24 protein-coding genes and 1 tRNA gene are annotated in these 24,018 nt (G+C 64.7%); 14 read left to right on the top strand and 11 right to left on the bottom strand.

What is annotated here, in order from left to right; all coding sequences use genetic code 11:
* Nucleotides 1–33: 33 nt before the first annotated feature.
* Nucleotides 34–1,362 carry a class I SAM-dependent RNA methyltransferase gene (locus ACODSP_RS09710; RefSeq protein WP_488965402.1) on the bottom strand — a complete coding sequence of 443 codons (1,329 nt, stop codon included), beginning with the start codon at nt 1,360–1,362 and terminating at the stop codon, nt 34–36.
* Between the two features lie 195 nt (nt 1,363–1,557).
* On the opposite strand from ACODSP_RS09710, the gene ACODSP_RS09705 reads away from it, so the two are divergent.
* Complete coding sequence (locus ACODSP_RS09705) at nt 1,558–1,800, top strand: hypothetical protein (RefSeq protein WP_488965401.1); 243 nt, start codon at nt 1,558–1,560, stop codon at nt 1,798–1,800.
* A gap of 190 nt (nt 1,801–1,990) precedes the next feature.
* Here ACODSP_RS09705 and ACODSP_RS09700 read toward each other — a convergent pair whose 3' ends face one another.
* The 3 genes from ACODSP_RS09700 to pyrF form a co-directional block, all read right to left on the bottom strand.
* Nucleotides 1,991–2,545 carry a GNAT family N-acetyltransferase gene (locus ACODSP_RS09700; RefSeq protein WP_488965400.1) on the bottom strand — a complete coding sequence of 185 codons (555 nt, stop codon included), beginning with the start codon at nt 2,543–2,545 and terminating at the stop codon, nt 1,991–1,993.
* Between the two features lie 108 nt (nt 2,546–2,653).
* A complete protein-coding gene (locus ACODSP_RS09695; protein ID WP_488965399.1) occupies nt 2,654–3,298 on the bottom strand; it encodes a phosphoribosylanthranilate isomerase in 645 nt (214 codons plus the stop codon).
* Nucleotides 3,295–4,011 (bottom strand): orotidine-5'-phosphate decarboxylase, encoded by a 717-nt coding sequence (gene pyrF / locus ACODSP_RS09690; RefSeq protein ID WP_488965398.1) that lies wholly within the window; start codon nt 4,009–4,011, stop codon nt 3,295–3,297. The genes ACODSP_RS09695 and pyrF overlap by 4 nt, the downstream gene beginning before the upstream one ends.
* Nucleotides 4,012–4,363: 352 nt before the next feature.
* Here pyrF and ACODSP_RS09685 point away from each other — a divergent pair, with 352 nt between their 5' ends.
* Nucleotides 4,364–4,948 carry a DUF2889 domain-containing protein gene (locus tag ACODSP_RS09685; RefSeq protein ID WP_488965397.1) on the top strand — a complete coding sequence of 195 codons (585 nt, stop codon included), beginning with the start codon at nt 4,364–4,366 and terminating at the stop codon, nt 4,946–4,948.
* A 92-nt stretch (nt 4,949–5,040) separates the two neighbouring features.
* Here ACODSP_RS09685 and ACODSP_RS09680 read toward each other — a convergent pair whose 3' ends face one another.
* Nucleotides 5,041–5,457, bottom strand: coding sequence for a bactofilin family protein (locus tag ACODSP_RS09680; protein ID WP_488965396.1), 417 nt, complete (start codon nt 5,455–5,457; stop codon nt 5,041–5,043).
* 252 nt (nt 5,458–5,709) lie between these two features.
* Between ACODSP_RS09680 and ACODSP_RS09675 the strand changes: the two genes are divergently transcribed.
* From ACODSP_RS09675 to hslO, 3 genes are read left to right on the top strand one after another with little or no spacing between them, the layout of a single operon-like run.
* Nucleotides 5,710–6,882 (top strand): aspartate aminotransferase family protein, encoded by a 1,173-nt coding sequence (locus ACODSP_RS09675; protein WP_488965395.1) that lies wholly within the window; start codon nt 5,710–5,712, stop codon nt 6,880–6,882.
* On the top strand, nt 6,879–7,793 hold the full coding sequence (gene argF / locus ACODSP_RS09670) for an ornithine carbamoyltransferase (RefSeq protein WP_488965394.1): 915 nt from the start codon (nt 6,879–6,881) through the stop codon (nt 7,791–7,793). The genes ACODSP_RS09675 and argF overlap by 4 nt, the downstream gene beginning before the upstream one ends.
* Nucleotides 7,790–8,761, top strand: a complete 972-nt coding sequence (hslO, locus tag ACODSP_RS09665) for an Hsp33 family molecular chaperone HslO (RefSeq protein WP_488965393.1) — start codon at nt 7,790–7,792, stop codon at nt 8,759–8,761. Before argF ends, hslO begins: the two co-directional genes overlap by 4 nt.
* A gap of 134 nt (nt 8,762–8,895) precedes the next feature.
* Here hslO and ACODSP_RS09660 read toward each other — a convergent pair whose 3' ends face one another.
* The 4 genes from ACODSP_RS09660 to ACODSP_RS09645 form a co-directional block, all read right to left on the bottom strand.
* Entirely contained in the window at nt 8,896–9,354 is a 459-nt protein-coding gene (locus ACODSP_RS09660) for an aspartate 1-decarboxylase (RefSeq protein WP_488965392.1), read from the bottom strand.
* Between the two features lie 32 nt (nt 9,355–9,386).
* A complete protein-coding gene (deoA, locus tag ACODSP_RS09655; protein WP_488965391.1) occupies nt 9,387–10,712 on the bottom strand; it encodes a thymidine phosphorylase in 1,326 nt (441 codons plus the stop codon).
* Between the two features lie 12 nt (nt 10,713–10,724).
* Nucleotides 10,725–11,756, bottom strand: a complete 1,032-nt coding sequence (locus ACODSP_RS09650; RefSeq protein WP_488965390.1) for a TAXI family TRAP transporter solute-binding subunit — start codon at nt 11,754–11,756, stop codon at nt 10,725–10,727.
* Between the two features lie 108 nt (nt 11,757–11,864).
* Entirely contained in the window at nt 11,865–12,086 is a 222-nt protein-coding gene (locus tag ACODSP_RS09645; protein WP_054168623.1) for a DUF4287 domain-containing protein, read from the bottom strand.
* Nucleotides 12,087–12,306: 220 nt separating this feature from the next.
* Here ACODSP_RS09645 and ACODSP_RS09640 point away from each other — a divergent pair, with 220 nt between their 5' ends.
* The 4 genes from ACODSP_RS09640 to ACODSP_RS09625 all read left to right on the top strand — a co-directional run bounded on the left by ACODSP_RS09640 (nt 12,307) and on the right by ACODSP_RS09625 (nt 15,151).
* The gene (locus tag ACODSP_RS09640) at nt 12,307–13,860 is read left to right on the top strand and encodes a S41 family peptidase (protein WP_488965389.1); all 1,554 of its coding nucleotides are present in this window, start codon (nt 12,307–12,309) and stop codon (nt 13,858–13,860) included.
* Between the two features lie 140 nt (nt 13,861–14,000).
* Nucleotides 14,001–14,168: a 50S ribosomal protein L33 gene (gene rpmG / locus ACODSP_RS09635; RefSeq protein WP_029012212.1), complete on the top strand. Its 168-nt coding sequence runs from the start codon at nt 14,001–14,003 to the stop codon at nt 14,166–14,168.
* A gap of 165 nt (nt 14,169–14,333) precedes the next feature.
* Nucleotides 14,334–14,630 carry a type II toxin-antitoxin system TacA family antitoxin gene (locus ACODSP_RS09630; protein WP_488965388.1) on the top strand — a complete coding sequence of 99 codons (297 nt, stop codon included), beginning with the start codon at nt 14,334–14,336 and terminating at the stop codon, nt 14,628–14,630.
* Nucleotides 14,630–15,151 carry a GNAT family N-acetyltransferase gene (locus ACODSP_RS09625; protein WP_488965387.1) on the top strand — a complete coding sequence of 174 codons (522 nt, stop codon included), beginning with the start codon at nt 14,630–14,632 and terminating at the stop codon, nt 15,149–15,151. The genes ACODSP_RS09630 and ACODSP_RS09625 overlap by 1 nt, the downstream gene beginning before the upstream one ends.
* 63 nt (nt 15,152–15,214) lie before the next feature.
* Here ACODSP_RS09625 and ACODSP_RS09620 read toward each other — a convergent pair.
* A tRNA-Gly gene (locus ACODSP_RS09620) sits at nt 15,215–15,289 on the bottom strand.
* A 239-nt stretch (nt 15,290–15,528) separates the two neighbouring features.
* Between ACODSP_RS09620 and trxA the strand changes: the two genes are divergently transcribed.
* Genes trxA through ACODSP_RS09600 form a run of 4 tightly spaced genes read left to right on the top strand, consistent with a single transcriptional unit; the run spans nt 15,529 to nt 17,751 of the window.
* Nucleotides 15,529–16,449: a thioredoxin gene (gene trxA, locus ACODSP_RS09615; RefSeq protein WP_488965386.1), complete on the top strand. Its 921-nt coding sequence runs from the start codon at nt 15,529–15,531 to the stop codon at nt 16,447–16,449.
* Nucleotides 16,446–17,111 carry an LON peptidase substrate-binding domain-containing protein gene (locus ACODSP_RS09610; protein WP_488965385.1) on the top strand — a complete coding sequence of 222 codons (666 nt, stop codon included), beginning with the start codon at nt 16,446–16,448 and terminating at the stop codon, nt 17,109–17,111. Before trxA ends, ACODSP_RS09610 begins: the two co-directional genes overlap by 4 nt.
* Before the next feature lie 43 nt (nt 17,112–17,154).
* Nucleotides 17,155–17,364, top strand: a complete 210-nt coding sequence (locus ACODSP_RS09605; protein WP_054168570.1) for a Trm112 family protein — start codon at nt 17,155–17,157, stop codon at nt 17,362–17,364.
* Entirely contained in the window at nt 17,365–17,751 is a 387-nt protein-coding gene (locus tag ACODSP_RS09600) for a gamma-butyrobetaine hydroxylase family protein (protein ID WP_488965384.1), read from the top strand.
* 11 nt (nt 17,752–17,762) lie between these two features.
* Here ACODSP_RS09600 and ACODSP_RS09595 read toward each other — a convergent pair whose 3' ends face one another.
* The gene (locus ACODSP_RS09595; RefSeq protein WP_488965383.1) at nt 17,763–20,498 is read right to left on the bottom strand and encodes a glycoside hydrolase family 127 protein; all 2,736 of its coding nucleotides are present in this window, start codon (nt 20,496–20,498) and stop codon (nt 17,763–17,765) included.
* Between the two features lie 259 nt (nt 20,499–20,757).
* Here ACODSP_RS09595 and ileS point away from each other — a divergent pair, with 259 nt between their 5' ends.
* The gene (gene ileS / locus ACODSP_RS09590) at nt 20,758–23,949 is read left to right on the top strand and encodes an isoleucine--tRNA ligase (RefSeq protein WP_488965382.1); all 3,192 of its coding nucleotides are present in this window, start codon (nt 20,758–20,760) and stop codon (nt 23,947–23,949) included.
* The last annotated feature ends 69 nt before the right edge of the window (nt 23,950–24,018 follow it).

The raw sequence follows: 24,018 nt of genomic DNA, 5'->3' as shown, positions 1-24,018 counted from the left end.
CGCCAATGGGAGGGTGAGGGAACGACGCAACTCCTACCGCCGGAACCAACCCACCAGTTCCATATGCGCCGACCACAGGAACTGATCCACAGGCCAGATGTCGGTCAGGCGGTATCCGCCCTGGATCAGCAGTTCGGCATCACGCGCGAAACTGACCGGGTTGCAGGACACGCCAACGACGGCGGGCACGGCAGAAGCCGCGATCTCCGCCGCCTGGGCCTGCGCGCCGGCGCGCGGCGGGTCGAACACCACCGCCTGGAACCGGTTCAGGTCATAGGGGGTCAGCGGATCGCGGAACAGGTCGCGCCTTTCCGCCGTCACCTTGCCGCCCAGCTGCCGCGCACCGCCCATCAGACTGTTATAGGCCGTGGGATCGCCTTCGACCGCATGCACCTTGGCCTTGGCGGCCAGGGGGAAGGTGAGGGTGCCGCTGCCGGCGAACAGGTCGGCGATGGCTTCGGCATCGCCGACCCCGGCCAGGGTGGCGGCGACCAGGGCCTGTTCGCCCTGCTTGCTGGCCTGCAAAAAGGCACCGGGGGCGGGGGAGACGCTGACGGCACCGAAGCCCAGCAGGCCCGCGCGGCGCATGGCGATGGGTTCCACCGGCTGGCCTTCGCGCGCGCGCCAGGACAGGCGGGCCAGATCATGGGTGGCCGCAAATTCCGCCAGATGTTCCAGGCTGCGCAGGTCGGGCCGCGACAGCCCCTCCAGCACCAGATCCACCCCGTCATCCAGCAGGGTCAGCGCCAGATCGATCGACTGACCATCGGCCAGCAGCGGCGCCAAGGCCGCGCGCAGCGGGGCGACCAGCGCCAGCAGCTTTGGTGCCAGAACCGTACAGTCCGACAGATCGACCAGCCGGTGGGAATGCGCCTCGTTAAAGCCCAACCAGACGCGGTTGCCCCGGCGCACGGCATTCATCACGGCGCGCCGCCGGCTGCCGATGGGCGTGCGGGCCACGGGATGCAGCGTGACGCCATCACCCAGCAGGCCGCAGCGCGACAGGACGGTGGTCAGCGCCTCCAGCTTCCATGTCTCATAGGTGGCATCATCCATATGCTGCGCGACACAGCCGCCACAGCTGCCGAAATGGGTACAAGGCGGTTCCGCCCGGCCCTTGCCTTCTTCCAGCAGGGTGACGGGCACTCCTTCCCAGCCATCGCCGCGATGGGCCCCGAACTTCACCATCAGCCGGTCACCGACCAGGGTCTGCGGCACATAAAGCCGGTGCCCCTGCCATTCCGCCAGCCCATCGCCACGCCCGCCGACACGGGTGATGGAGACCTCTACCGGCCCGTGCGTGGGGGGTTCGGGGGCGGGACGCTGGGCGGGGCGGCGGGGGGCTTGTCTGCGGGGCGGCATTGGTACGGTTCCGAAATATTATAATCTGGCCGGTTTTATTTCGATTACGAAATAAAAGGCCGCCATGGGGCGTCCCTGGCCTGGATCAATCCTTATCAGGGCATAGGGGGGCCGTGCGGATTTGGCAAGAAGTGTACGCGAAAGGATGCTAGAAGGTGGGCATCATTTATTCTTGCCCGGAAGGGAGCCGAACCCATGTCCGAACCCAATACCAGCGCTGCGGAGCAGCTTTTCGAAAAGGCCCTTGATCTGGCCGAAAAGCACCTGGAAGCAGCCATGAAGGAGGGCGGCGCCCTTTCCGGTTATGTCGCCATCGCCATGATCGAAGCCGCCGTCAACCAGGCCGTGGAAGAGACCAGCCACACCGACGTTGCCGACATGCTGCGCGATCTGGCTGACCAGATCGAAGCCGACGCCGAGGAAGGCGAAGACGAGTAATCGTCCCGCCGGCTTTCGGGCATGCCTCACGAAAAACCCCGCTGGGCGACCGGCGGGGTTTTTCTTTTGGGGCTTTGCATTTTCCCTCAGGCGCCGGGCGCCGCCATCCGGCGGCTTGGGCTTACGCGCACATGGGTGCGCGGGCCGCCGGTCGGCGGCCTCCAAGGGGCATAGGTCATGCCCCTTGGTATCAAACCCGCTTTGGCCGGATTCGCCCCATGGCCAGGGCATCGATATACACCCCGTCGCGGAAGGCGTAGTCGCGCAGGCGCCCTTCCTCAACAAAGCCAAAATGCCGGTAAAGCCGGATGGCCCCGTCATTATCGGCAAACACCGTCAGTTCGATGCGGTGCAGGTCCAGCCAGCGGTCGGCGGCATCGATCAGGGCATGCATCAGGGATTTGCCGACACCCATACCTTGGGCGTCATCATGAACACCGATGGCCAGATCGGCCACGTGCCGCCGCCGCCCACCCTGACGGAACAGGCCGGCGGACCCGACCAGCCGTCCATCGAGAATGGCAACCACCTGCAAATCATCGACCCCGCCCTTTTCCATCCAGGCCCGCGTCCCCTCCACGCTGGGGAAGGGTGGACGCAGGGTGCCGTGGCGGAACTTGGGCAGGGAAGCCATGGCCGCCATCGCAGCCGCATCATCCAGCTGCCGCGCCCGCAGCCACAGACCCGGCGGGCCAAAGGCAGCAAGCGTGCCGCCGGGCGGTGGGGTGAAGGCAGGCTGGCTCATGTCCACTCCCAGGATGCAGGTTTCTTGCCGTAGGTCGGGGTGAGCATCGTGAACCCCGACGAACGACTGTGCATATGAAATGTCGGGGTTCGCGATGCTCACCCCGACCTACGACGCGGCGACCGCCGACAGAAAGGCCCGGATCAAATCCGGGTTCTTGCGGCCCGGTGCATCCTCCACCCCCGATGAGACATCGACGGCCTTGGCGCCCGTGGCCCGGATGGCATCGGCGACATTGGCGGGGTCCAGCCCGCCCGACAACATCCAGGGTTTCTGCCAGACACGGCCCGTCAGCAAGGACCAGTCGAAGGCAACCCCATTGCCACCGGGCAGAATGGCACCCTTGGGCGGCTTGGCATCGAACAGCAGCATATCCACCACCGGCTCATAGGAAGTGGCGGCATCCAGATCGGCGGCGTCGCCCACCTTCAGCGCCTTCATGACGGGCAGGTTGAAACGTGCGCGGATGGCGGCCACCCGCTCTGGCGTCTCCCCCCCGTGCAACTGGATCAGGTCCAGCGGCACCTGACCCGTGACATCGTCCAGCAGATCATCGCTGGGATCGACGAACAGGCCCACGACGCGGGTGCCCGTGCCGACCATGCGCGATAGTTCGGCGGCGGTGGCGATGGAGACATTGCGCGGCGATTTCGGGAAAAACACCAGCCCGACCCAGCGCGCGCCGGCATCAAGGGCCGCCTGCATCGTCTCCGGCGTGCTGATCCCGCAGATCTTGGCCTTGACCGCACTCATGCGCCCAGTTCCTCTGCAATACGGCGGGCGGCGGCGGCGGGGTCGGCATCCGCCGTGATAGGACGCCCGATGACCAGATGGTCGGCACCGGCGGCCACCGCATCACGCGGACCCATCACCCGCTTCTGGTCATTGGCCGCGGCCCAGGTTGGGCGGATGCCGGGCACCATCAGCGTGAAATCGGCGGGCAGATCGCGGCGCAGCATCGCGACCTCGGCGGGCGAGCAGACGATGCCGTCGGCGCCATTGGCATGGGCCACCTGGGCCAGACGGCGGACTTGGGTCGCGGCGGGCACGGCCTGCCCCACGGCGGTCAGATCATCGTCAGACAGGCTGGTCAACACCGTCACGGCCAGGATGCGCATGCGGGGCAGACCCAACCGTTCCGCCTCCTCCCGCGCGGCATCGGCGGCGGCGCGGATCATGGCGGGGCCGCCACCGGCATGGATGGTCAGGAATGTCGGCGCCAGCGGTGCGACGGAGCGGACGGCACCCGCAACCGTGTTGGGAATATCGTGCAGCTTCAGGTCCAGAAACAAAGGCAGGTCGCCCGCCGCGATGACATCGCGGATACCGGCGGGACCCTGCGCCATGAAGAATTCCAGACCCAGCTTCACGCCCCCGACCAGGCCCGCAACCTGCGCCGCCATGGCCTTCGCCCCCTCAATCTCCGGCATATCCAGGGCAACGAAAACGCGGTCGGTGGGGCGCATGGTTCAGGGCTCCAGATGAAAAGGGCTTTTGGCAGGTTTAACGCGGAACGGCGGCGGCGCGAAGGGACGATGCGGTAGCCCTTCCATGCCGGGCAGCGGGGCGGCTTTTCGCCTTCACTCTGTTTGCCTTCCCGGCGCAGGCCGGGACCCAGGGGCCACGCGCCCGACCTGTCGGCAGCTTTGATCCAGGCAGTGGCGAGGTTTGATCCTGTTCCCCCTGGGTACCGGCCTGCGCCGGGAAGGCGGTGTGGGTGGTAATAGACGCCCCCTTCCCAAAACGTAAGCCTGCCCCTTGACCCACGGCCATGGCCCGGCCCAAGATGCAGCCCCATCCTTACCCATGGAGCCTGCCATGCCCCTGCCACCCCCGGACGCCGCGCGGGAGCCGTTGCATACGCGTCAGGTGACCTGCAAAGGCTATCGCCGGGTCGATGGGCTGTGGGATATCGAAGGCCACATCACCGACCGCAAATCCTATGATTTTCAGCGCGATGGCCGCACGGTGCCCAGCGGTGATCCCATTCATGAGATGTGGATACGCCTGACGCTGGATAACCGGCTGACGGTCAAGGCCGTCGCCGCCGTGACGGATGCTGCACCCTATCGGATGTGCCCATCGATCACGGAGAATTTTCAGCGGCTGGTGGGCCTGTCCATCGCCAGCGGCTGGACCGCCGCCGTCAAGGAACGGCTGGGCGGGGTGGAAGGCTGCACCCATATGGTGGAACTGCTGGGCCCGGTGGCGACAACGGCCTTTCAGACCATCGCGCCTTATCTGGAAGACCTGGACAAGAAGGCCCGCGCCGCCATGGTTGAGCGGGGCGAAACCCCGCCACCGCGTCGCCGCCCGCCCATGCTGGACACATGCCATATCTGGGCCACGGACGGAGAGGTCGTGGCGCGGGAATGGCCGGAATTCGCGGTAAAACACTCGTAGCGCGGATTAGGCGATAGCCGTAATCCGCGGAAATCCCACCGGCGTTGCTCCGCGGATTACGCTTTCGCTAATCCGCGCTACACATACCGTCCTTAGGGCGCTTTGCCGGTCTGCAAAGTACCGGTGACGCTGCCGCCATCGGCGATGTTGATGCGGCCATAGCGGATGGTGCCATCGATCTGCCCCGTCTCACCCACCGACAGGATGCCCGTCACTTCGATGGTGCCGGTTGCGCGACCATTGACGCGCATCTGTTCGACCTTGGCCACGCCTTCGAAATGCCCGCCCTCGGCGATTTCCAGGATCTTGATCTCGTTCAGGGTGACATCGACCAGACGACCCGCCACATGCAGCGTGTGGCAGTGGGAAATCTTGGCGCCATCGATGCGCGCCTCGGCAGAGATGGTGGTGATGCCCCCGGTGACGGGCCCGCTTTCAACCGCCGCTTCGGCAATGCCATGCAGGCCGGGACGCTGGAAACTGCGCGGGTCCAGGATATCGTTGGGCATCGGTTGAACAACTCCGCCAGGGGACCGGGGGACGGTCGCAATCGTCGAACGGACCCTAAAGGAAACGGCCCGTCATTTCGGTTTCATTCATAAGCTGAAAGGGTTAAATCCGCAACGCTTCTTGCCCATGTCACGTTAGGGATGCATGGGGGTGCGTTGACAGGGGGAACCTTGGGCCCAATAGTCCCCGGTTCCGGCGCCCGGACATCGGGTTCGTGGCGCTTTGGACGATGGCTCCATGGAGTTGCAGCCGTGATCCCTGTTGTGATGCCCACCTATTCCCGCATCGACATCGTGTTCGAGCGGGGTGAAGGCGCCCATATCTGGGACACGACAGGCCGACGATTCCTGGATTTCACCGCCGGCATCGCGGTGAACGCCCTTGGTCACGCGCACCCCTATCTGGTGGAAAAGCTGACCGAGCAGGCGGGCAAGCTGTGGCACACGTCCAACCTGTTCCGGGTTGCGGGCCAGGAACAGCTGGCCAAGCGGCTGTGCGAGCTGACCTTTGCCGACACGATGTTCTTCACGAATTCGGGCGTGGAGGCATTTGAATGCGCGGTCAAGACGGTGCGCAAGTATCAGCATGATACCGGCCACCCGGAAAAGACCCGCTTCATCGTGGTGGGCGGGGCCTTCCATGGCCGGTCCACGACGGCCATCGCGGCTGCCAAGTCGGAAAAGATGGTGGGCGGATTCGGTCCCCTGCTGGACGCGTTCGATCAGGTGCCGTTCGGCAACATGAACGAGTTGCGCGCCGCCATCACGCCGGAAACCGCCGCTATCGTGGTGGAACCGATCCTGGGTGAAGGCGGGATCGTGGTGGGCAGCGACGATTATCTGAAGTCCCTGCGCGATACCGCCGACGAATACGGCCTGCTGCTGGTGTTTGACGAGATCCAGACGGGCGTGGGCCGTACCGGCAAGATGTTTGCCCATGAATGGGCCGGTGTCACCCCGGACGTCATGCCCATCGCCAAGGGTATCGGCGGCGGCTTCCCCGTCGGCGCCTGCCTGGTCAGCGAGAAGGCAGCCAAGGGCATGGTGCCCGGCACGCACGGGTCCACCTTTGGCGGCAACCCGCTGGCCATGGCCGTCGCCAATGCCGTGCTGGATGTCGTCACGGCGCCCGGCTTCCTGGAGCAGGTGACCGTCACCGGCGACAAACTGAAGGCGGCGCTGGAGGCGCTGGTCGCCAAGTATCCGACCGTCCTGGCCGAGGTGCGTGGCAAGGGCCTGATGCTGGGCCTGAAATGCGTGAAGCCGAATGGGGAGGTGGTGACCCGCCTGCGAGAGAACGGCCTGCTGACCGTTCCGGCGGCGGAGAATGTCATCCGCATCCTGCCGCCCCTGACCATTGGCGACGCGGAAATCGCCGAAGCCGTTTCGATCATCGACAAGACCTGCCAGGAGCTGGCGCAATGACCATGCAGAAGTCCCCCCGCCATTTTCTGGATATCCATGACCATTCCATTGATGAGCTGCGTGAGATGCTGTCCCGCGCCGCCTTCATGAAGCGTGGTCAGGGGGCAGAGCGTCCCCTGCTGGGCAAGACGCTTGCCCTGATCTTCGAAAAGCCCAGCACGCGTACCCGCGTGTCGTTCGAGGTGGGCATGCGTCAGTTGGGTGGCGAAGTCATCTGCCTGACCGGCAAGGAAATTCAGCTGGGCCATGGCGAGACCATCGGCGACACGGCGCGCGTGCTGTCGCGCTATGTCGACATCATCATGCTGCGCACCGACCATGAGACGAAGTTGCAGGAAATGGCGGAGGCGGCGACCGTCCCCGTCATCAACGGCCTGACCGACAGCTCTCACCCGGTCCAGATCATGGCCGACATCCTGACCTATGAGGAACGCAAGGGCCCTATCAAGGATGCGGTCTTCTGCTGGACCGGCGATGCCAACAATGTCTGCGAAAGCTTCATCCACGCTTCCGTGGCGTTCGATTTCGAACTGCGCATCGCCTGCCCGCCGGAGCTGTCGCCCTCGCACCAGACCTTGGAATGGATCAAGGCCAACAAGGGCCGCGTGACCGTCCATCGCGATGTGGAAGAGGCCGCGGCGGGTGCCGATGCCCTGGTCACCGACACCTGGGTGTCGATGCACAATAAGGACGCGCATCGCCGCCACAATCTGCTGAAGCCATATCAGGTAAACGATCGGATCATGGGTCTGGCGAAAAAAGACGCCATATTCATGCATTGCCTGCCCGCACACCGTGAGGAAGAGGTGACGTCCAGCGTCATCGACGGTCCGCAGTCGGCTGTGTGGGATGAGGCAGAGAATCGTATGCACGCCCAGAAGGGCATTCTGACCTGGTGCCTGAACCGATGAATTCCGTTCCCCCCGTGGCGGGCCAGCCCCGCCACGATACCAATGCCGTAACCGCCGAATTCGATATCTGCCAGCCGTTCCAGCTGGACAGCAGCTCCTTCCGTGGGCGGCTGATCCGGCTGGGCCCGGCCCTGGACGAGATCATCCGGCGGCATGATTACCCGGACGAGCTGGCGCCCCTGCTGGCCGATACCATCCTGCTGGCCGCCACCCTGGCGTCCGGCCTGAAATATGACGGCATCTTCACGCTTCAGACCAAGGGTGACGGCCCTGTCGCCTATACGGTGTCGGACGTCACCTCGGTCGGCGATCTGCGCGGCTATGCCCGCTTCGACGCCGACCGTCTGGCCGAACAGCGCCGTCACAAGGGCTTCCAGCCCGATCTTGGCGCCATGTTGGGTTCCGGCTATGTCGCCTTCACGGTCGACCAGGGGGAACATACCGAGCGCTATCAGGGCATCGTGGAACTGCGCGGGGCCACGCTGGCCGATGCCGTGCGCCATTATTTCCGGCAGTCCGAACAGCTGGCCGCCAGCATCAAGAGCTTCATATCCAAGGATGCGGATGGCAAATGGGTGGGCGGGGCCATCATGCTGCAGGCCCTGCCGCCGGAAAATGCCGGCGTTTTCAGCGAGCATCAGGCCGGCGTGCGCGAGGAAGACTGGCATCGCGCCGGCGTCATGCTGGAGACGGTGACGGCGCATGAACTTCTGGACCCGACCCTGACGGTAAATGAGCTGATCTACCGCCTGTTCCACGAGGAAAGCCCGCGCATCTATGAACGCCGGGAACTGCGCCCCGGCTGCCGCTGCTCCCGCGAGCGGGTGACGGATGTGCTGCGCAGCCTGGATCGGGGCGACCTGGATGAACTGCGCGTGGATGGTCTTGTCGCCGTAACGTGCGAGTTCTGCAACGCCACCTACAGCTTCAACGACACAGAACTGGACGAGGTTTACGCGGCGTTCTGAGGGCTTTGCTCCCTCACCCTCCCAAACGCTGGCGCGGGCCAAATTTCACCCCTCGCCCACGAAGGTGGGAGAGGGAGGGGCCCAAGCCCGTCAGGGCTTGGGAGGGTGAGAGAAACCCAGCACAGAAAAAAGCATCACACCTTCACCGGCACCGACAGTTCCACCGCCGCGTCGCGCCCATCGGTAATGTCCAGCGTGCGGAAATCAAACTCCCGCTCCGGCCCCTTGAACACATCATATTCCAGGACGCGGTCCACTGAATTGTCGGGCTTGAAGGTCAAAACCTTGGGCTTGATCGCATAAAGCTGGTCCGGGGTGATGCTGGCGGATGCGGCGATGATCACTTCATCCCCCTTCTGGCAGGTGCGGGCGGCGGCACCGTTCAGGATGCAGGCCTTGGACCCCGGCTCGCCAAAGATCACATAGGTGGAAATCCGCGCCCCGCTGCTCTTGTTCCAGATCTCCACGAATTCCAGCGGATAGATGCCGGCCAGCGCGCATTGTTCCGGGTCCAGGGTGATGGAACCGTGATAGTCCAGATCGGCACCGGTGACGCGGATGCCGTGGAACTTGGCGCGGACAATCTTGATCATAGGGGGCTGCTCCGGTCGGTCTGGCACGATCCTCAGGACCCGTCGATCATTCCGGCCACCGGATCGGCGGCCGCGTCGGCGGTTTCGCCAATCACATAAGCGTTCCTGACGCTGCATACCACCGCATCCGCCGCAGCCCTGTCCGCCGCATGCACGAAGCAGAGCGGCTGATCCGGCCCCACCGTCGCCCCGATGTGCGCCACCTGATCCAGCCCGACACGCGGATCAACCGTATCCTGGGGCCGCGCACGCCCACCGCCCAACGCCACGACGGCCAGGCCCAGCGCCCGCACATCCTGTCCCGTGACAATGCCGGGCCGGTCGGCGAAGACCGGTACGATGACGGGCGCAGAGGCCAGATGCCGGTCGGGCCGTTCGATCAGGTCGGGCGGCCCGCCCAGCACCGCCACCATGCGGGCAAACCGGTCTGCCGCAGCACCCGTGGCAATGGCCTGATCCACCAGCTTTCCGGCGCTCGCGGCATCATTGGCCAAGCCCGACAGGATCAGCAGTTCCACGCACAAGGCCCGCGTCACCCGCCACAGCCGCGTTTCCGCCGCCCCACCGGCCAGGATTGACAGGCACTCGCGCAGTTCCAGGGCATTGCCGGCGCTGTGCCCCAGCACCTGCCCCATATCGGTCAGCAGGGCACGGGTGGGCAGGCCGGCATCGCCGGCGGTGCGAACCAGCATTTCCGCCAGTCCGGCGGCATCCTCCCGGCTTTCCATGAAGGCACCCGATCCGAACTTCACATCCAGGACCAGGGCATTCAGGCCGGCGGCCAGCTTCTTGGACAGGATGGAGGCGGTGATCAGATGGATGCTTTCCACGGTCGCGGTGACATCACGAATCGCATAAAGCCGGCGGTCGGCAGGGGCGATTTCATCCGTGGCCCCGACAATGGCACAGCCGACCCGCCGCACGACGGTTTTCAGCCGGTGCAGGTCCGGTTGCGCATCATAGCCTTGGATGGCTTCCATCTTGTCCAGGGTGCCGCCCGTATGGCCCAGCCCCCGACCGGAGATCATGGGCACATAGCCGCCGCAGGCCGCGATGATGGGGGCCAGCAGCAGGCTGACCTTGTCCCCCACCCCGCCCGTAGAATGTTTATCCAGAACGGGGCCGCCCAGCCCTTCGCGCGACCAGTCGATGATGGTGCCCGAACCGGTCATGGCCCGCAGCAGGGCCACGCGTTCGCCGGTATCCATGCCCTGGAACCAGACGGCCATGGCAAAGGCCGCCGCCTGGCCTTCCGACACCGATCCGTCGGTCAGGCCCGCAATGAAGGCGGCAATATCGTCCGCCGACAGGGCGTGCCCGTCACGTTTGCGGCGGATGATCTCCTGCGGCAGGAACATGGGTTGGGATACTCACCGGGGCTTTTGGCCGGGGCAGGCCATGGCAATGGGATCCACACCATAGCGTGTTCCCGCCGCCGGGTGCAGGGGGGCCGACATGCGAAATGCCGCAGGGCGCAGCAGCACCATATCCGGGTCTTGCCGGTGCAGCGCCTCCCGATTCGCGCGGCTGGCCAGTGCCGCCGTCAACTGTGCCGCCAGCTTGGGGTCCAGGGACGGGCCGGCGATCCAGGCCACGGGCTGCATCATGGTCGCCACCTCGCCCTGACCGGGGCCATAGGTGCCGGCGGCAATGGCACCGGGCGCACCGAACGGATGCAGGCCCGACAGGCGGCCCGCCGGATCACCCGCGACGGGCAGCAGCCGCGCCCCCGCCGTCACGGCCATGGCCACCACCGGGTCGGGTGCAGCGGCGATTCGGAACAGCGCATCGACACGCCCATCGGCCAGGGCCAGGGCCGCCTGTTCGCCACCGACCTCCACCGCCCGCACCTGTTGCCGGCGCATGCCATAGGCAGACAGGATGCGTTCGGCCAGACGGCGTTCATCGCTGCCCGCCACGCCGATGGCGACGCGCCTGCCCTTCAGCTGTGCAATATCGATCAGGCCGGTTTCGGCGCGGACCAGCACATGCAGCGATTCGTTATAGATCTCGCCCAGGATGGTCAGTTCCGCCGGCTTGGTGCCGGGAACGGGGAAGCAGCGGGCGGCATAGATGCGGTCGGCGGGCGCCAAGCCCGTTTCAACGGCGCCCGATGCCACCGCCTCCACAATGTCACGGCGGTCGGGCAGGCTCTGCGTCAGGGCCACCAGCCCCTGCACGCCACAGGCGCGGCCGTCATCCTTGCAGGCCGGCATGCCCGGCGGGCGCGACAGGATGGAGGCCAGGGCGGAGCCGACATCGAACCCGCGTTCCCCCGACGGATCAGCCGCGATGCGCAGATAGCGCGCGGACGCATCCACACCCGCCGGTGCCCGGCCCAGGGCCACCAGTGCGGCCAACGGCACCGCCAACAGCGGAATTAACCAATATCTGGGGGACATGGCACAGGCGCCCTACCAAGTTTGGGCTTATTCACGCCTTTCCAGCCTGCCTGTCAAATGCGCCCTGGTGATGGCAGTCCGAAAAATTCCGCCTGTTGCCCCCCGGATTCATTCCTTTTGGACAGGCGGGACGGCCAGCGCATAGGCGACGATGGCGTTGGCATGACCATGGCCCATGCCATGCTCCGTCTTCAGCAGGGCGACCAGTTCCATATGTTTGGCGGGCAGGCGCTGTTTGACCAGATCCAGCCAGTCCGCGATGGGGCGGCCATATTTCTTCTCAATCGACGGAAAATAGGATGCGGGTCCCTTCACCGGTTCGTCAGCCATCGTCCCACCCAGCCATTGCATTTCAGGTCGATACAACCCATGCGCCGGGAAGCGGGCGCTGTAAACAGCTGTGAGGCGTGGTTATGGGGCTGACACCCCGGATTCCAGGGCGGAACTAGCCTTTTGGGATATGCGCGGGCTTTACGGTCCCCCCTGGCTGCGGCACTCTGTCCATAGGGAAGCATCGCCATTGAGACGATGCCCGACGGGGGAAACGCGCATGGCATCACGGCTTGGCTCGATGCTGCTGGTCCTGGGTCTTTTGGGCGGTGCCGTCACCGCACGGGCCGAACAGCAGATATTGCCCGCCGCCGCCAACCTGACCGCCGAACAGCTTTTCTCTGTCGCCTTCCGCCCCATCATCGACAATGCCCTGAAACAGCCCAACATGCCGGCCCTGCTGGGCGATGGGCTGCGCCGGGTGGCGGCATCGGACCGCACGCTGGGCGTCGTGTCGATGCCGGGGCACCTGCTGCTGACGCGCGAGGGCGTGGAACTGGCGCGCGTGGTGCTGCCGAGTGACATGATCCCCGAACGCTGGGCCAACGCGACGGCAGAGATGCTGCGCGCCATCGCCGCGGCCTCTCCCGCCATCGCCGCCAAGGACCGGGAGCAGGTCTGGCGCGACATGTTCGACGGCATGATGACCGATCTCGACCCCTATTCCCGCTATGCCGAGCCCAACCGGGCGCAGGGGGAGCGCACCCAGCGCGAGGGGTATGACGGGATTGGCGTCGGCATCCGCAATGTCGATGGCTTTTACGAGATTTCCGATATGGTGCCCGACGGGCCGGCAGCGGCAGCCGGGGTGAAGGTCGGCGACCGGATATTCGAGGTGGCGGGCACCCGCACCCTTGGCCTGCCGTATGAAAGGCTGTCAGCCCTGATCCAGGGGCCGGAGGGCAGCTGGGTGGAGATGAAGCTGGGCCCCAGCGAACAGCGCCCGCGCAATGTCACCATCCGCCGCCGGCATCTGGTGCCCAATACGGTTCAGGCCGTCCTCAATGATGGCGTCGTGACCGTGCGGGTCGAGCGGTTCAACAATGCCACCCAGGATAATGTGCGTCAGGCCATCCAGCGCTATCTGGACCGGGGGCCGGTGCGCGGCGTTGTCATGGATTTGCGCGGCAATCCCGGCGGGGTGATGGTGCAGGCGGTGGGCGTGGTCAACCTGTTCGTGCCACAGGGCCGAATCATCACCACGCGTGGCCGCAATCCCAGCTCCATCCAGTGGTTTGAGGCGCAGAAGCCGACCACCCTGTTCCCCGATCTGCCGCTGGTCGTGCTGATCGACGGGCAGACGGCGTCATCGGCAGAGATTGTGGCGGCAGCGCTTCAGGATGCGGGCCGCGCCCTGATCGTCGGCTCATCCTCCTATGGCAAGGGCAGCGTGCAGCATGTGACGCAACTGCCCAATGGCGGGGAACTGTTCATCACCTGGAGCCGGATTTACGCGCCCAGCGGGTACAGCTTTGACGGCCAGGGCGTGCTGCCCAGCCTTTGCACCTCGCAGGCGGGCGTGAATGTGCAGTCGCTGCTGGCCGCCGCCGCGCAGGGCGACCGGGGCGAACAGGCCACAAGGTCGCGGCAAAGGCTGGCGGCCCCCGACGATGCCGAGGCGCTGGCGCAACTGCGCGCCACCTGTCCGGCCAAGCCCGCCGACAGCGTGGCATCCGCCGCCGTGACGGTATCGCTGGCCCGCGCCCTGGTGGAGGATGTGGGGCTTTACCGCCAAGCCCTCGCATCACGGCACATCAACGTTGCGGAGAGGTAAGGTCTTTGTCCTTGACAGACGGGGGCGGATGCGTAGATTCCGCCGCTGTGCCGCCGGGGGTCTTCCTCCGGTGGACTTGGTTTATATTCATCGGCCGCGCGTCCTTGCGGTGGCCGCAAGTCAGACGCAGGTAGGGTATCATGGCTAAGCAGAACACCGTGCTGATCAAGCTGGTTAGCACCGCGGACACGGGCTACTTCTATGTGAAGAAGAAGAACCCCCGTAAGACGACCGAGAAGCTGGAATTCAACAAGTATGATCCGGTTGCTCGCAAGCACGTCGCCTTCAAGGAATCCAAGATGAAGTGATCTCCCTTTCGGGATGATCCTCTTTTGGATCGGGGCCACGGCTCTGACGAAGCATAAACCCCCGCCGGTCCGCCCGGCGGGGGTTTTGCTTTTGGGGTTGGGTTTGCACTGTACGGCAAATGGATGTACATCTATATGGTCCGGTTCAAGTAGACGGAGATGACCATGGAACACCAGACAAACAATCGACCGGCACAGCGGGCGGAACGGCTGGGGTTCCGCATCGACGGGGAAACCAAGGAGTTGATTGAGCGGGCAGCGCGGCTTGAGCGGCGCAAGCTCACCGATTTCTGCCTTTCGGCCCTGACCGATGCCGCGCGCCGCGCCATCGCGGCGCACGACACCCTGGTGCTGTCAGACGCGGACCGTGATGTCTTTTTTGAAACACTTGTCAATCCGCCACCAGTTCATGACCGTCTGCGCCGTGCCTTCGCGGCCCATCGTGAGGTGGTGAAATCCTGATGGCGGGGCCTATCCGCTACGCGATCCAGCCGCTGCAACCAACCCATGACAGGGCCAGCTTTTCCTGTGGACAGGTAACGCTCGATACCTACCTGCACCAGCAGGCAGGGCAGGATATCCGGCGCAGGGCCAATGCCGTCTTCGTGATAACGTCTTTGACGGCACCGAACCGCATCCTTGGCTATTACACGCTTTGCGCAACAGCCCTACAGCGGGGTGAAATACCCGATGTAGCGCTACGGCATCTGCCCCGCTATCCGCTGGTTGCGGCCACATTGATTGGGCGTCTTGCCATTTCTCATGATGAGCAGGGCAAGGGCCTGGGCTCCGTCCTGTTGATGGACGCTCTGGAAAGGGCTTATGTCACAGCAGGGACTGTGGGGTCTTGTATGGTGGTGGTCGATGCGCTTGATGACAAAGCCACCGCCTTCTATACCGCCCATGGCTTCACCTCCCTGTCGCAGGGCACGCGCCTGATCATAACCATGCGGACAATAGGCGACCTGATCACCCCAAATTAGCGAGTCGCCCCAAATGCAAAAGGCCGCCCGGAGGCGGCCTTTGATGCATCATCATATCTTGTCTGGAGCGGGCGAAGGGATTCGAACCCTCGACCCCAACCTTGGCAAGGTTGTGCTCTACCCCTGAGCTACGCCCGCCCATTTCCGATGTCCGTCCAGGTCGTCCCCGGCGGTGAGCGCGGAATATAGCCATCAAACTTTGCCATGCAAGGACTTTTTTTCCATGCCTGTATGGTTTTCTGCGAAAGCACCCCATCCTTGATGCATGGCACCCTATCGGGAGGTTTGCCGCGGGGCCATGGCCGCTCTATATAAGCCGGTGACGATCCCCGCATCGCGGGGCCATCCATGATCACCCGATCCAGGAACAAGAGCCCATGTTCTCGCCCACGCCTTCGCCCCAGCCAAAGCCCGCCGCCACCGACCTGATCAAGGATGGCAGCGACGCCGGTTTCATGGCCGATGTCATTGAGGCGTCGCAGGAAGTGCCCGTCATCGTCGATTTCTGGGCCACCTGGTGCGGCCCCTGCAAGACGCTGGGTCCCATCCTGGAAAAGGCCGTCACCGCCGCCAAGGGCGCGGTCAAGCTGGTGAAGATCGACACGGACAAGAACCCGGCTGTTGCAGGCCAGTTGCGGGTGCAGTCGATTCCCACCGTCTATGCCTTCTTCCAGGGCCGTCCCGTGGACGGGTTCCAGGGCGCCCTACCGGAAAGCCAGATCAAGACCTTCATCGAGCGTCTGGTGAAGCTGTCGGGCGGCACCGGGGCCATCGACATCGCCGCCATCCTGGCAGAGGCCAAGGGCCTGCTGGATGCCGGTGACGCCCAGGGTGCCGCCGCTGTCTATCAGGAAGTGCTGGGCGAGGAGCCGGAGAACGCCGCCGCCTATGCCGGCATCATCCGCTGCCTGCTGGCCTTGGGCGAGACCGATGCCGCCAAGGGCATGGTCGCCGACGCGCCCGCCGCCATCGCCAAGTCCGCCGAACTGGCCGCCGTGAAGTCGCAGATCGAGCTGTCCGAACAGGCCGCCAATGCCGGCCCTCTGGACGATCTGAAGGCTGCCGTCACCGCCGACCCGGACAACCATCAGGCGCGTTACGATTACGCGGTGGCGCTCTTCGCCGCTGGCCGCAACGAGGAGGCGCTGGAAGCCCTGCTGGAGATCGTGAAGCGCGACCGGGAATGGAATGAGAAGGCCGCCCGCGCCCAGCTTCTGAAGATGTTCGAGGTGCTGGGTCCCATGGACAAGCTGGTCATCCAGGCCCGCCGTAAACTGTCATCTCTGCTGTTCGCATGAGCCAGAACCCGTTCGACCTGCCCCATGATCAGTTGCCGGACACCATCCCCGTCTTTCCGTTGACGGGGGTGCTTCTGCTGCCGCGTGGCAAGCTGCCGCTCAATATCTTTGAGCCGCGCTATCTGAACATGGTGCAGGACGCGCTGGCATCGAACCGGCTGATCGGCATGATCCAGCCGCGTGATGGCGGGATGGGCAACCACCCGCCCCTTTACGATATCGGCTGCGTCGGGCGCATCACCAGTTTCAGCGAGACCGACGATGGCCGCTTCCTGATCACCCTGACGGGGATCAGCCGGTTCCGTATCGCGGGCGAGGTGCCGACCACGCGCGGATATCGCCGCATCATCGCCGATTGGTCGACCTTCGCGGCTGACCTGGACGAGGATGCCCCTTGCGATCTGGACCGCGCCAGCCTGGACGGCACGCTGCGCGCCTATTTCAAGCAGCAGGGGATCAGCGCCAATTGGGACAGCATTGCCCAGGCGCCGCTGGACCGGCTGATCACCTCGCTGGCCATGATCTGCCCCTTCGATGCGCCGGAAAAGCAGGCCCTGCTGGAAAGCCCGGACCTGAATGCCCGTGCCAAGCTGTTGCTGGCGCTGGTGGAAATGGCCGTCCATCAGGACGGCGACAATGAAGGTGGCGGCGCCCGCCACTAATCTTTTTGACGTTGAGGCTTGCCTCAAACCCGGAGTACCCGCGATGACCGACGCCCCCACTCAGACCGACAGCGCCCGCGTCGATCCGCGCCTGCTGGAGATCCTGGTCTGCCCGCTGACCAAGGCGCCCCTGCGCTATGACGCCGCCGCCCAGGAACTGATCTCTGATCAGGCCAAGCTGGCCTATCCCATCCGTGACGGCATTCCCATCATGCTGGTGGATGAGGCGCGGCGCCTGGACGATGCCGCCTGAATGAGCGAGGAACGTTTCGCCAGCGAGGCCGGCGGCAGCAGCCACTGGCCCACCGAACTGCGCCTGAACCGCGCGGAACGGGTCCTGTCCGTCAGTTTCGATGATGGCAGCCGTTTCGACCTTCCCGCCGAATTCCTGCGCGTGGAAAGCCCGTCGGCGGAGGTGCAGGGCCATACGCCGGCACAGAAACAGCTGGTGACCGGCAAACGCCATGTCGCCATCACCCGCGTCGATCCCGTGGGCAATTACGCCGTCCGCCTGACCTTTGACGATGGCCATGACAGCGGCATCTATAGCTGGACCCTGTTGCACCGCCTGGGCCGGGAACAGGACGTCCTGTGGCAAGCCTATCTGGATGCATTGTCAGCGAAGGGGATGGGGCGGTAAGCCCCTGCCCCCTACACCCCGATCCAGACCTTTGACGCCTGCTCCCGGGCCTTGCGCTCGGCCTCTTCCACCTCTGGCATGCCGCCATCGGCGGTGGGGAACTCCTTCACCGGTTCACCCGTGCGGTTCATGCGGGCATAATAGGGCACGGCGCGCAGGGTATTGCCGTCACGCCACGCCCCCTCGATGGCCATGACACCCCCCAGCAGATCACCCCGCCACACCGCCGACAGCGGCCCACTGCCGATGGGGCCGGCGATGGTGGGCTGATCGGCGGTTTCGACGGAATAGACCAGGGGGCCATAGCGCAGGGCCACCTGCCCCCGCGTCGCCTCCACCTCCGCCCGCGCCGTCACCCGTTGCACCGCCAGGGGAAGCTCGAACGTCACCTTGTCCCCGCGCTTCCATTCCCGCTCAATCACGGCATAGCCATTGCGGATGAGGGGCGTCACCGGCTTGCCATTGACGGTCAGCGCCGACAGGCCGCTGATCGCGGGGCTGGCGCTGTAAAGTGTACTGGTCGCCCGGTCAGGTACGCGGACATGTAGGGCAAAGCGGGCCTTGCGGGCGGGATTGACAGTGACAGCCACCGCCCCGGCCCAGGGATAATCCGTCTCCTGCACCATCTCCACCTCGGTGCCAGCCACCTTGCCCACATTGATCCGGCTACCCACGAACAGGTTGACGTACAGCGCGTCCGCCTGCTTCGCATAGGCCCAGGTAGGCATCATCAGCAGGGTGCGGGGAATATTGCCCACACAGCAGGGGCAGACATGCCATTTCGCCCGCTCCGTACCTGCCAGCGGGTTGGTATAGCAGAAGCTTTTCCCCTCCAGATCCACGCCGCCCAGCAGGGCATTATACATCGTCTCCTCATAGAGATCGGCGTAGCGGGCATCGTGATAGGCAAGGTTCATCTTGTACTGGAAGAAGATCAGCCCGCAGGACGAACAGCTTTCGCAATAGGCATCGTGGCGCATGCCGTATTCGGCCCCGAACCCTTCCGCCGCATCGCCGCTGCCGACCCCGCCCGTGACGTAATATTTGCGGTTGACCATATTGTCCCAGAGTGAGGCGACCGCGCTCTGGTAATCCACGTCGCCCGTTTCCGCCGCGATATCGGCCATCCCGGAATAGAAATAGACGGCGCGGACGGCATGGCCCACGGCCTCATACTGTTTCACGGCGGGCAGGTGGCTCTGGTCATAGCGGGCGCCGCCCCGGCGCTGATCGGTCAGGAAGCGGGCCAGCGCCACATAGGCATCGCCGCGTCCCCCACCCTCCACATCATTGACGAAGCGACCGAAGCGGACCAGCGCCTGTTCCATCTGCTGGTGCCCGTCATACCAGGGCTTCTTGTGCGGCCCGATATTGGTGACCCAGCAATCCGACAGTTTCTTGGCCGCATCATAAAGGCGGCGGTCGCGCCCGCCGGTCAGGGTGTAATGGTTGATAGCCGATTCGATGAAGTAACCGGCAACATAGCCCTCATGGTCGCCCCGGTTGCGCGGTGACCAGCGTTCGGCCCACTTGGCACGGTCGGCCAGGGTGTAGGCCGTCTGCAAATACCCGTCCGGTTCCTGGGCCGCCAGGATGATGGGGATCCAGCGTTCCAGGGTGGCGCGCATCTGCGCCTGTGCCGCCAGCATGCCCTCATCGCCCTGCGGATCGACCATCAGGGCCAGGCAGATGGATTCCACCGTCTGGTGAACCCAGGCGTTGGAGAAGACATAGCCCAGATGGGGACCGTGTGGCTCCCCCCGCAGGGCCTTGGCCGCTTCCACGAAATTGTCGATGCCGCCCTGGCCGGTGGGCAGGTCGGTGCGTTCGCAGTAGGCGATGCAATGCGGGATCCAGTTGACGATCAGGGAACGGGCCCGCGCCCGCCAGAACGGGCTGGTCAGGGCATAGGGCGTTGTATAGACGACATCCAGCCGTTTGGCCGGTGGCGGCGCCACGACCCGGACACGCAATTCATCCGATGCCTCGCGCCCGGCGGCACTGCCGGTCAGGCGCAGCGTATAGTCACCGATCTCTGAAAAATGGGCCGTGGTCTCCGCTGCCGTAGGATCAGCAAAACTAACCTCACCCGGCCCGCTGAGTTTGCTCCAGCGCAGATCATCGCCCGGCCCCCGGCGCAGCCAGCCGGCGCGGGCCGCCAGATATGTCGCCCCGCCCATCACGACCGTCCGGTCGATCCCCGCCTCCACCACCGGCGGCAGGCTGGGCACTGGTCCGGCATTGAGCACGCGCCAGCGCCGGACGCCCACGGCCTTGCGTGTCTCCCCCTCAATCTCCAGACGCAGACGGCCGGTGCGCACGGGCGTGAAACTGTGGCTGTTGAACCGGTCCGGCTCCCGGCCCAAGGCAGCCGTTGCCGCCACCGGTACGAACCGGTCCTTGTCCCAATAGAGCAGCCGGGCGGTGCGTGGCGGCGTATTCCCGCCCCAGTAAATCTCCACCCGGTCCGTGGTGACCGGTTCCGCCCAGGTCAGGTCGATCCAATGCGGCTCCGACCCGGCCTCCCAGACCTCCCACATGCCGCTGGCCCCATCCTTTGCCCCCGCCGGCACGCTGGGGCGCAACAGGGCCTCCAGGTCGGAGACTTCCGACAGACGGTTGCTGCTGGGCATGGCGCCCTGAGCCAAGTCGATGGGGGCGCCCGCCGCCTCCGCCGGGTTCAACAGGGGCAGCAGAGCGGCGCTCCCCGCACCGGCCAGAAGCTGCCGACGCGACACAGGCGCCATCTCCCGGTTCCCCTGACCCCATTCACCCAAGCCCATTGCCGCCTCCCCGCTATCGTTTTCCGGCTATCCTGCCGGGTAATTAGTAATACTAATAAGATGAAGATGGCACCTGATCAAGCGGCCTTATGGGAAAGGGGCAGGCGTGCCTTGCGCCCGCCCGTTCTGGACAGCGCCCGCCCCGATGGTTACATGAGAGTTTCCCACAGGCGCGGATGCCGATCCGCGCCCCGTGCGGGCATTGCCAACGAGATGGTGTCCCATGACCGCGTCCAATGAGACCTTCCAGCCCTATCCCGCCGCCGAACCCAACCCGGACTTTCCCCGGATTGAGGAAGAGGTGCAGCGGATTTGGAAGGAGAACGCGGTTTTCCAGCAGTCGGTGGATTTCCGCCCGCTGGAAAAGGACGGCAAGCATAACGAGTTCGTTTTCTATGACGGCCCGCCGTTCGCCAACGGCCTGCCGCATTATGGCCATCTGGTCACGGGCTTCGTGAAGGATCTGGTGCCGCGTTACCAGACCATGAAGGGCCGCAAGGTCGAGCGCCGCTTCGGCTGGGACTGCCACGGCCTGCCCGCCGAATTGCAGTCGGAAAAGGAACTGGGCGTTTCAGGCCGTCACGACATCCTGAAATACGGGATCGACAAGTTCAACGCCCACTGCCAGGTCTCGGTGCTGCGCTTCACCCAGGAATGGGAATATTATGTCACGCGCCAGGGCCGTTGGGTCGATTTCCAGAATGATTACAAGACCATGGACATCACGTTCATGGAAAGCGTGATGTGGGCCTTCAAGCAGCTCTGGGACAAGGGGCTGGTCTATGAGGGCTACCGCGTCGTGCCCTATAGCTGGGCCGTGGAATCGCCGCTGTCCAACTTTGAGACGCGCCTGGATAACTCGTATCGTGAACGGCAGGACCCGGCCCTGACCGTGCGCTTCCGCCTGGATGCGCGCGACGGTGATGCCGGTCCGCTGGATATCCTGGCCTGGACGACCACGCCCTGGACCCTGCCGTCCAACCTGGCGCTGGCCATCGGGCCGGAGATCGAATACGCGGTCATGCGCAAGGGCGATGACCGCCTGATCCTGGCTAGCAGCGCGATTGCCAAATACGCCAAGGAACTGGAAGGCTACGAGCAGGAAAGCACGCTGTCTGCCGAGGATTTGCGTGGCCGTACGTACGAGCCGATCTTCCCCTATTTCAAGGGGCTGGAAAAGGCGCACCAGATCTTGATGGCGGACTTCGTCACCACCGGCGACGGTGTGGGCATCGTCCACATGGCGCCCGGCTTTGGTGAGGACGATTTGGCCGTCTGCAAGGCCAATGGCCTGCCGGTGAAGGTGCCGGTGGACGTGGCCGGCAATTTTACCGCGGAGGTGTCCGACTATGTCGGCCTGAACGTGATCGAGGCCAACAAGCCCATCATCCAGGATTTGAAGGCGCGTGGCGTCGTGCTGCGGCACGAGACCTACCTTCATAATTACCCGCATTGCTGGCGCACCGATCAGCCGCTGATCTACAAGGCGGTCAACAGCTGGTATGTGGAAGTGTCCCGGTTCAAGGACCGGATGGTCGAGCTGAACCAGCAGCAGATCAACTGGGTGCCCGGCCATGTGAAGGATGGCTCCTTCGGCAACTGGCTGGCCAATGCGCGCGACTGGAATATCTCCCGCAACCGCTTCTGGGGTTCGCCCATCCCGGTCTGGCGCAGCGACGACCCGCGCTATCCGCGCATTGATGTGTACGGTTCCATCGCGGAGCTGGAGCGGGATTTCGGGGTGAAGGTCACCGACCTGCACCGCCCCGCCATCGACCATCTGGTCCGCCCCAACCCCGACGATCCCACCGGCCAGTCGATGATGCGCCGGGTGGAAGACGTGCTGGATTGCTGGTTCGAATCGGGTTCCATGCCGTTCGCGCAGCAGCATTACCCGTTCGAGAACAAGGAACGGTTCGAAGCCGCCTTCCCCGCCGATTTCATCGTCGAATATGTGGCCCAGACCCGTGGCTGGTTCTACACGCTGATGGTGCTGTCCACGGCCCTGTTCGATTGCGCGCCGTTCAAGAATGTCATCTGCCACGGCGTTGTGCTGGATGAGGATAAGCAGAAGCTGTCCAAGCGTCTGCGCAACTATCCCGACCCGGTGGAGGTGCTGAACAACCAGGGTGCCGACGCGCTGCGCTGGTATCTGGTGTCCAGCCCCCTGATGGTGGGCGGCGATCTGGCCATGCCCAAGGATGCGCGCGGCATCGCGCAATCCCTGCGTCAGGGCGTGCTGCCGCTGTGGAATGCCTACAGCTTCTTCACGCTCTATGCGAACATCGATCAGGTGAAGGGCACGATCCGCGCCGATCAGAAGGGTCTGCTGGACCGCTATATCCTGGCCAAGACGCGCGAGCTGGTGGAAGGCATCGAAGGCCGCCTGGACAGCTACGACCTGCCCGGTGCCTATGCCATCATCACCGGCTATTACGACGCGCTGAACAACTGGTTCATCCGCCGTTCCCGGTCGCGGTTCTGGCGGGAAGCCGGGGAGGGCGATGGTCAGGACAAGCGCGATGCCTATGACACGCTGTACACCTGTCTGGTCACGGCGACCAAGGCGCTGGCCCCGCTGCTGCCGCATGTGACGGAGCGGATTTATACAGCATTGACCGGTGAAGCATCGGTGCATCTGGCCGACTGGCCGGACGTGTCGCACCTGCCGTCCGATCATGAGCTGACCAGCCAGATCGATCTTGTCCGGGAAATCTGTGCATCGGCCATGTCGCTGCGCGAAGCCAAGAAGCTGCGCATCCGCCTGCCGCTGCGCACGCTCACCATCGTCCATCCCGATGCCGACCGGTTGAAGGACCAGTTCGATACCGTGCTGGGCGCGCTGGTCGCGGATGAGGTGAATGTGAAGCAGGTAGTGGTGTCGTCCGACATCGCCCTGGTCGGCACCCGTCAGCTGGCCGTGAACGCCGCCATCGTCGGTCCCAAGGTCGGGCCGAAGATGAAGGAGGTGATGGCTGCATCCAAGCAGGGCAACTGGACCGACAAGGGCGACGGCACCGTAGAGTTGGCCGGTGTGGTGCTGGAAGCCGGCGATTTCGACATCCGCATCCAGGCCAAGGAAGGCACGCACGCCTCGCGCTTTGCCGGCGGCAAGGGCGTGGTCATGCTGGACGTGACCGTCGATGCAGAACTTGAGGCCGAGGGCTGGGCCCGCGACTTCGTGCGCGCGGTGCAGTCCACGCGTAAGGATAGCGGCTTCCAGGTCACCGACCGCATCACCATCACCGCACAGGTGCCGGACGCCATCGCCGGTGCCCTGACCACCCATGCCGAGACGATCAAGCGTGAGACGCTGGCTTTGTCGCTGACAGTGAACCCGGCAACGCTGCCCGAGGGGGCGGTGTCGGTCGATCTGTCGGGCACGTCGGTGTCGCTGGTGCTGGCAAAGGCGTAAGGCGGGAGGCGTCGTTCCCTCACCCTCCCATCGGTTGACACCAATGGGCCCCTCCCTCTCCCACCTTCT

The sequence above is a fragment of the Niveispirillum sp. FG156 genome, assembly GCF_057809555.1.
This window is presented reverse-complemented; position numbering and strand designations above follow the sequence as displayed.

Coding starts and splice junctions, on each gene's coding strand:
- ACODSP_RS09710 (WP_488965402.1), bottom strand. CDS start 1,362: ATGCCGCCCCGCAGACAAGCCCCCCGCCGCCCCGCCCAGCGTCCCGCC.
- ACODSP_RS09705 (WP_488965401.1), top strand. CDS start 1,558: ATGTCCGAACCCAATACCAGCGCTGCGGAGCAGCTTTTCGAAAAGGCC.
- ACODSP_RS09700 (WP_488965400.1), bottom strand. CDS start 2,545: ATGAGCCAGCCTGCCTTCACCCCACCGCCCGGCGGCACGCTTGCTGCC.
- ACODSP_RS09695 (WP_488965399.1), bottom strand. CDS start 3,298: ATGAGTGCGGTCAAGGCCAAGATCTGCGGGATCAGCACGCCGGAGACG.
- pyrF (WP_488965398.1), bottom strand. CDS start 4,011: ATGCGCCCCACCGACCGCGTTTTCGTTGCCCTGGATATGCCGGAGATT.
- ACODSP_RS09685 (WP_488965397.1), top strand. CDS start 4,364: ATGCCCCTGCCACCCCCGGACGCCGCGCGGGAGCCGTTGCATACGCGT.
- ACODSP_RS09680 (WP_488965396.1), bottom strand. CDS start 5,457: ATGCCCAACGATATCCTGGACCCGCGCAGTTTCCAGCGTCCCGGCCTG.
- argF (WP_488965394.1), top strand. CDS start 6,879: ATGACCATGCAGAAGTCCCCCCGCCATTTTCTGGATATCCATGACCAT.
- hslO (WP_488965393.1), top strand. CDS start 7,790: ATGAATTCCGTTCCCCCCGTGGCGGGCCAGCCCCGCCACGATACCAAT.
- ACODSP_RS09660 (WP_488965392.1), bottom strand. CDS start 9,354: ATGATCAAGATTGTCCGCGCCAAGTTCCACGGCATCCGCGTCACCGGT.
- deoA (WP_488965391.1), bottom strand. CDS start 10,712: ATGTTCCTGCCGCAGGAGATCATCCGCCGCAAACGTGACGGGCACGCC.
- ACODSP_RS09650 (WP_488965390.1), bottom strand. CDS start 11,756: ATGTCCCCCAGATATTGGTTAATTCCGCTGTTGGCGGTGCCGTTGGCC.
- ACODSP_RS09645 (WP_054168623.1), bottom strand. CDS start 12,086: ATGGCTGACGAACCGGTGAAGGGACCCGCATCCTATTTTCCGTCGATT.
- ACODSP_RS09640 (WP_488965389.1), top strand. CDS start 12,307: ATGGCATCACGGCTTGGCTCGATGCTGCTGGTCCTGGGTCTTTTGGGC.
- rpmG (WP_029012212.1), top strand. CDS start 14,001: ATGGCTAAGCAGAACACCGTGCTGATCAAGCTGGTTAGCACCGCGGAC.
- ACODSP_RS09630 (WP_488965388.1), top strand. CDS start 14,334: ATGGAACACCAGACAAACAATCGACCGGCACAGCGGGCGGAACGGCTG.
- ACODSP_RS09625 (WP_488965387.1), top strand. CDS start 14,630: ATGGCGGGGCCTATCCGCTACGCGATCCAGCCGCTGCAACCAACCCAT.
- trxA (WP_488965386.1), top strand. CDS start 15,529: ATGTTCTCGCCCACGCCTTCGCCCCAGCCAAAGCCCGCCGCCACCGAC.
- ACODSP_RS09610 (WP_488965385.1), top strand. CDS start 16,446: ATGAGCCAGAACCCGTTCGACCTGCCCCATGATCAGTTGCCGGACACC.
- ACODSP_RS09605 (WP_054168570.1), top strand. CDS start 17,155: ATGACCGACGCCCCCACTCAGACCGACAGCGCCCGCGTCGATCCGCGC.
- ACODSP_RS09600 (WP_488965384.1), top strand. CDS start 17,365: ATGAGCGAGGAACGTTTCGCCAGCGAGGCCGGCGGCAGCAGCCACTGG.
- ACODSP_RS09595 (WP_488965383.1), bottom strand. CDS start 20,498: ATGGCGCCTGTGTCGCGTCGGCAGCTTCTGGCCGGTGCGGGGAGCGCC.
- ileS (WP_488965382.1), top strand. CDS start 20,758: ATGACCGCGTCCAATGAGACCTTCCAGCCCTATCCCGCCGCCGAACCC.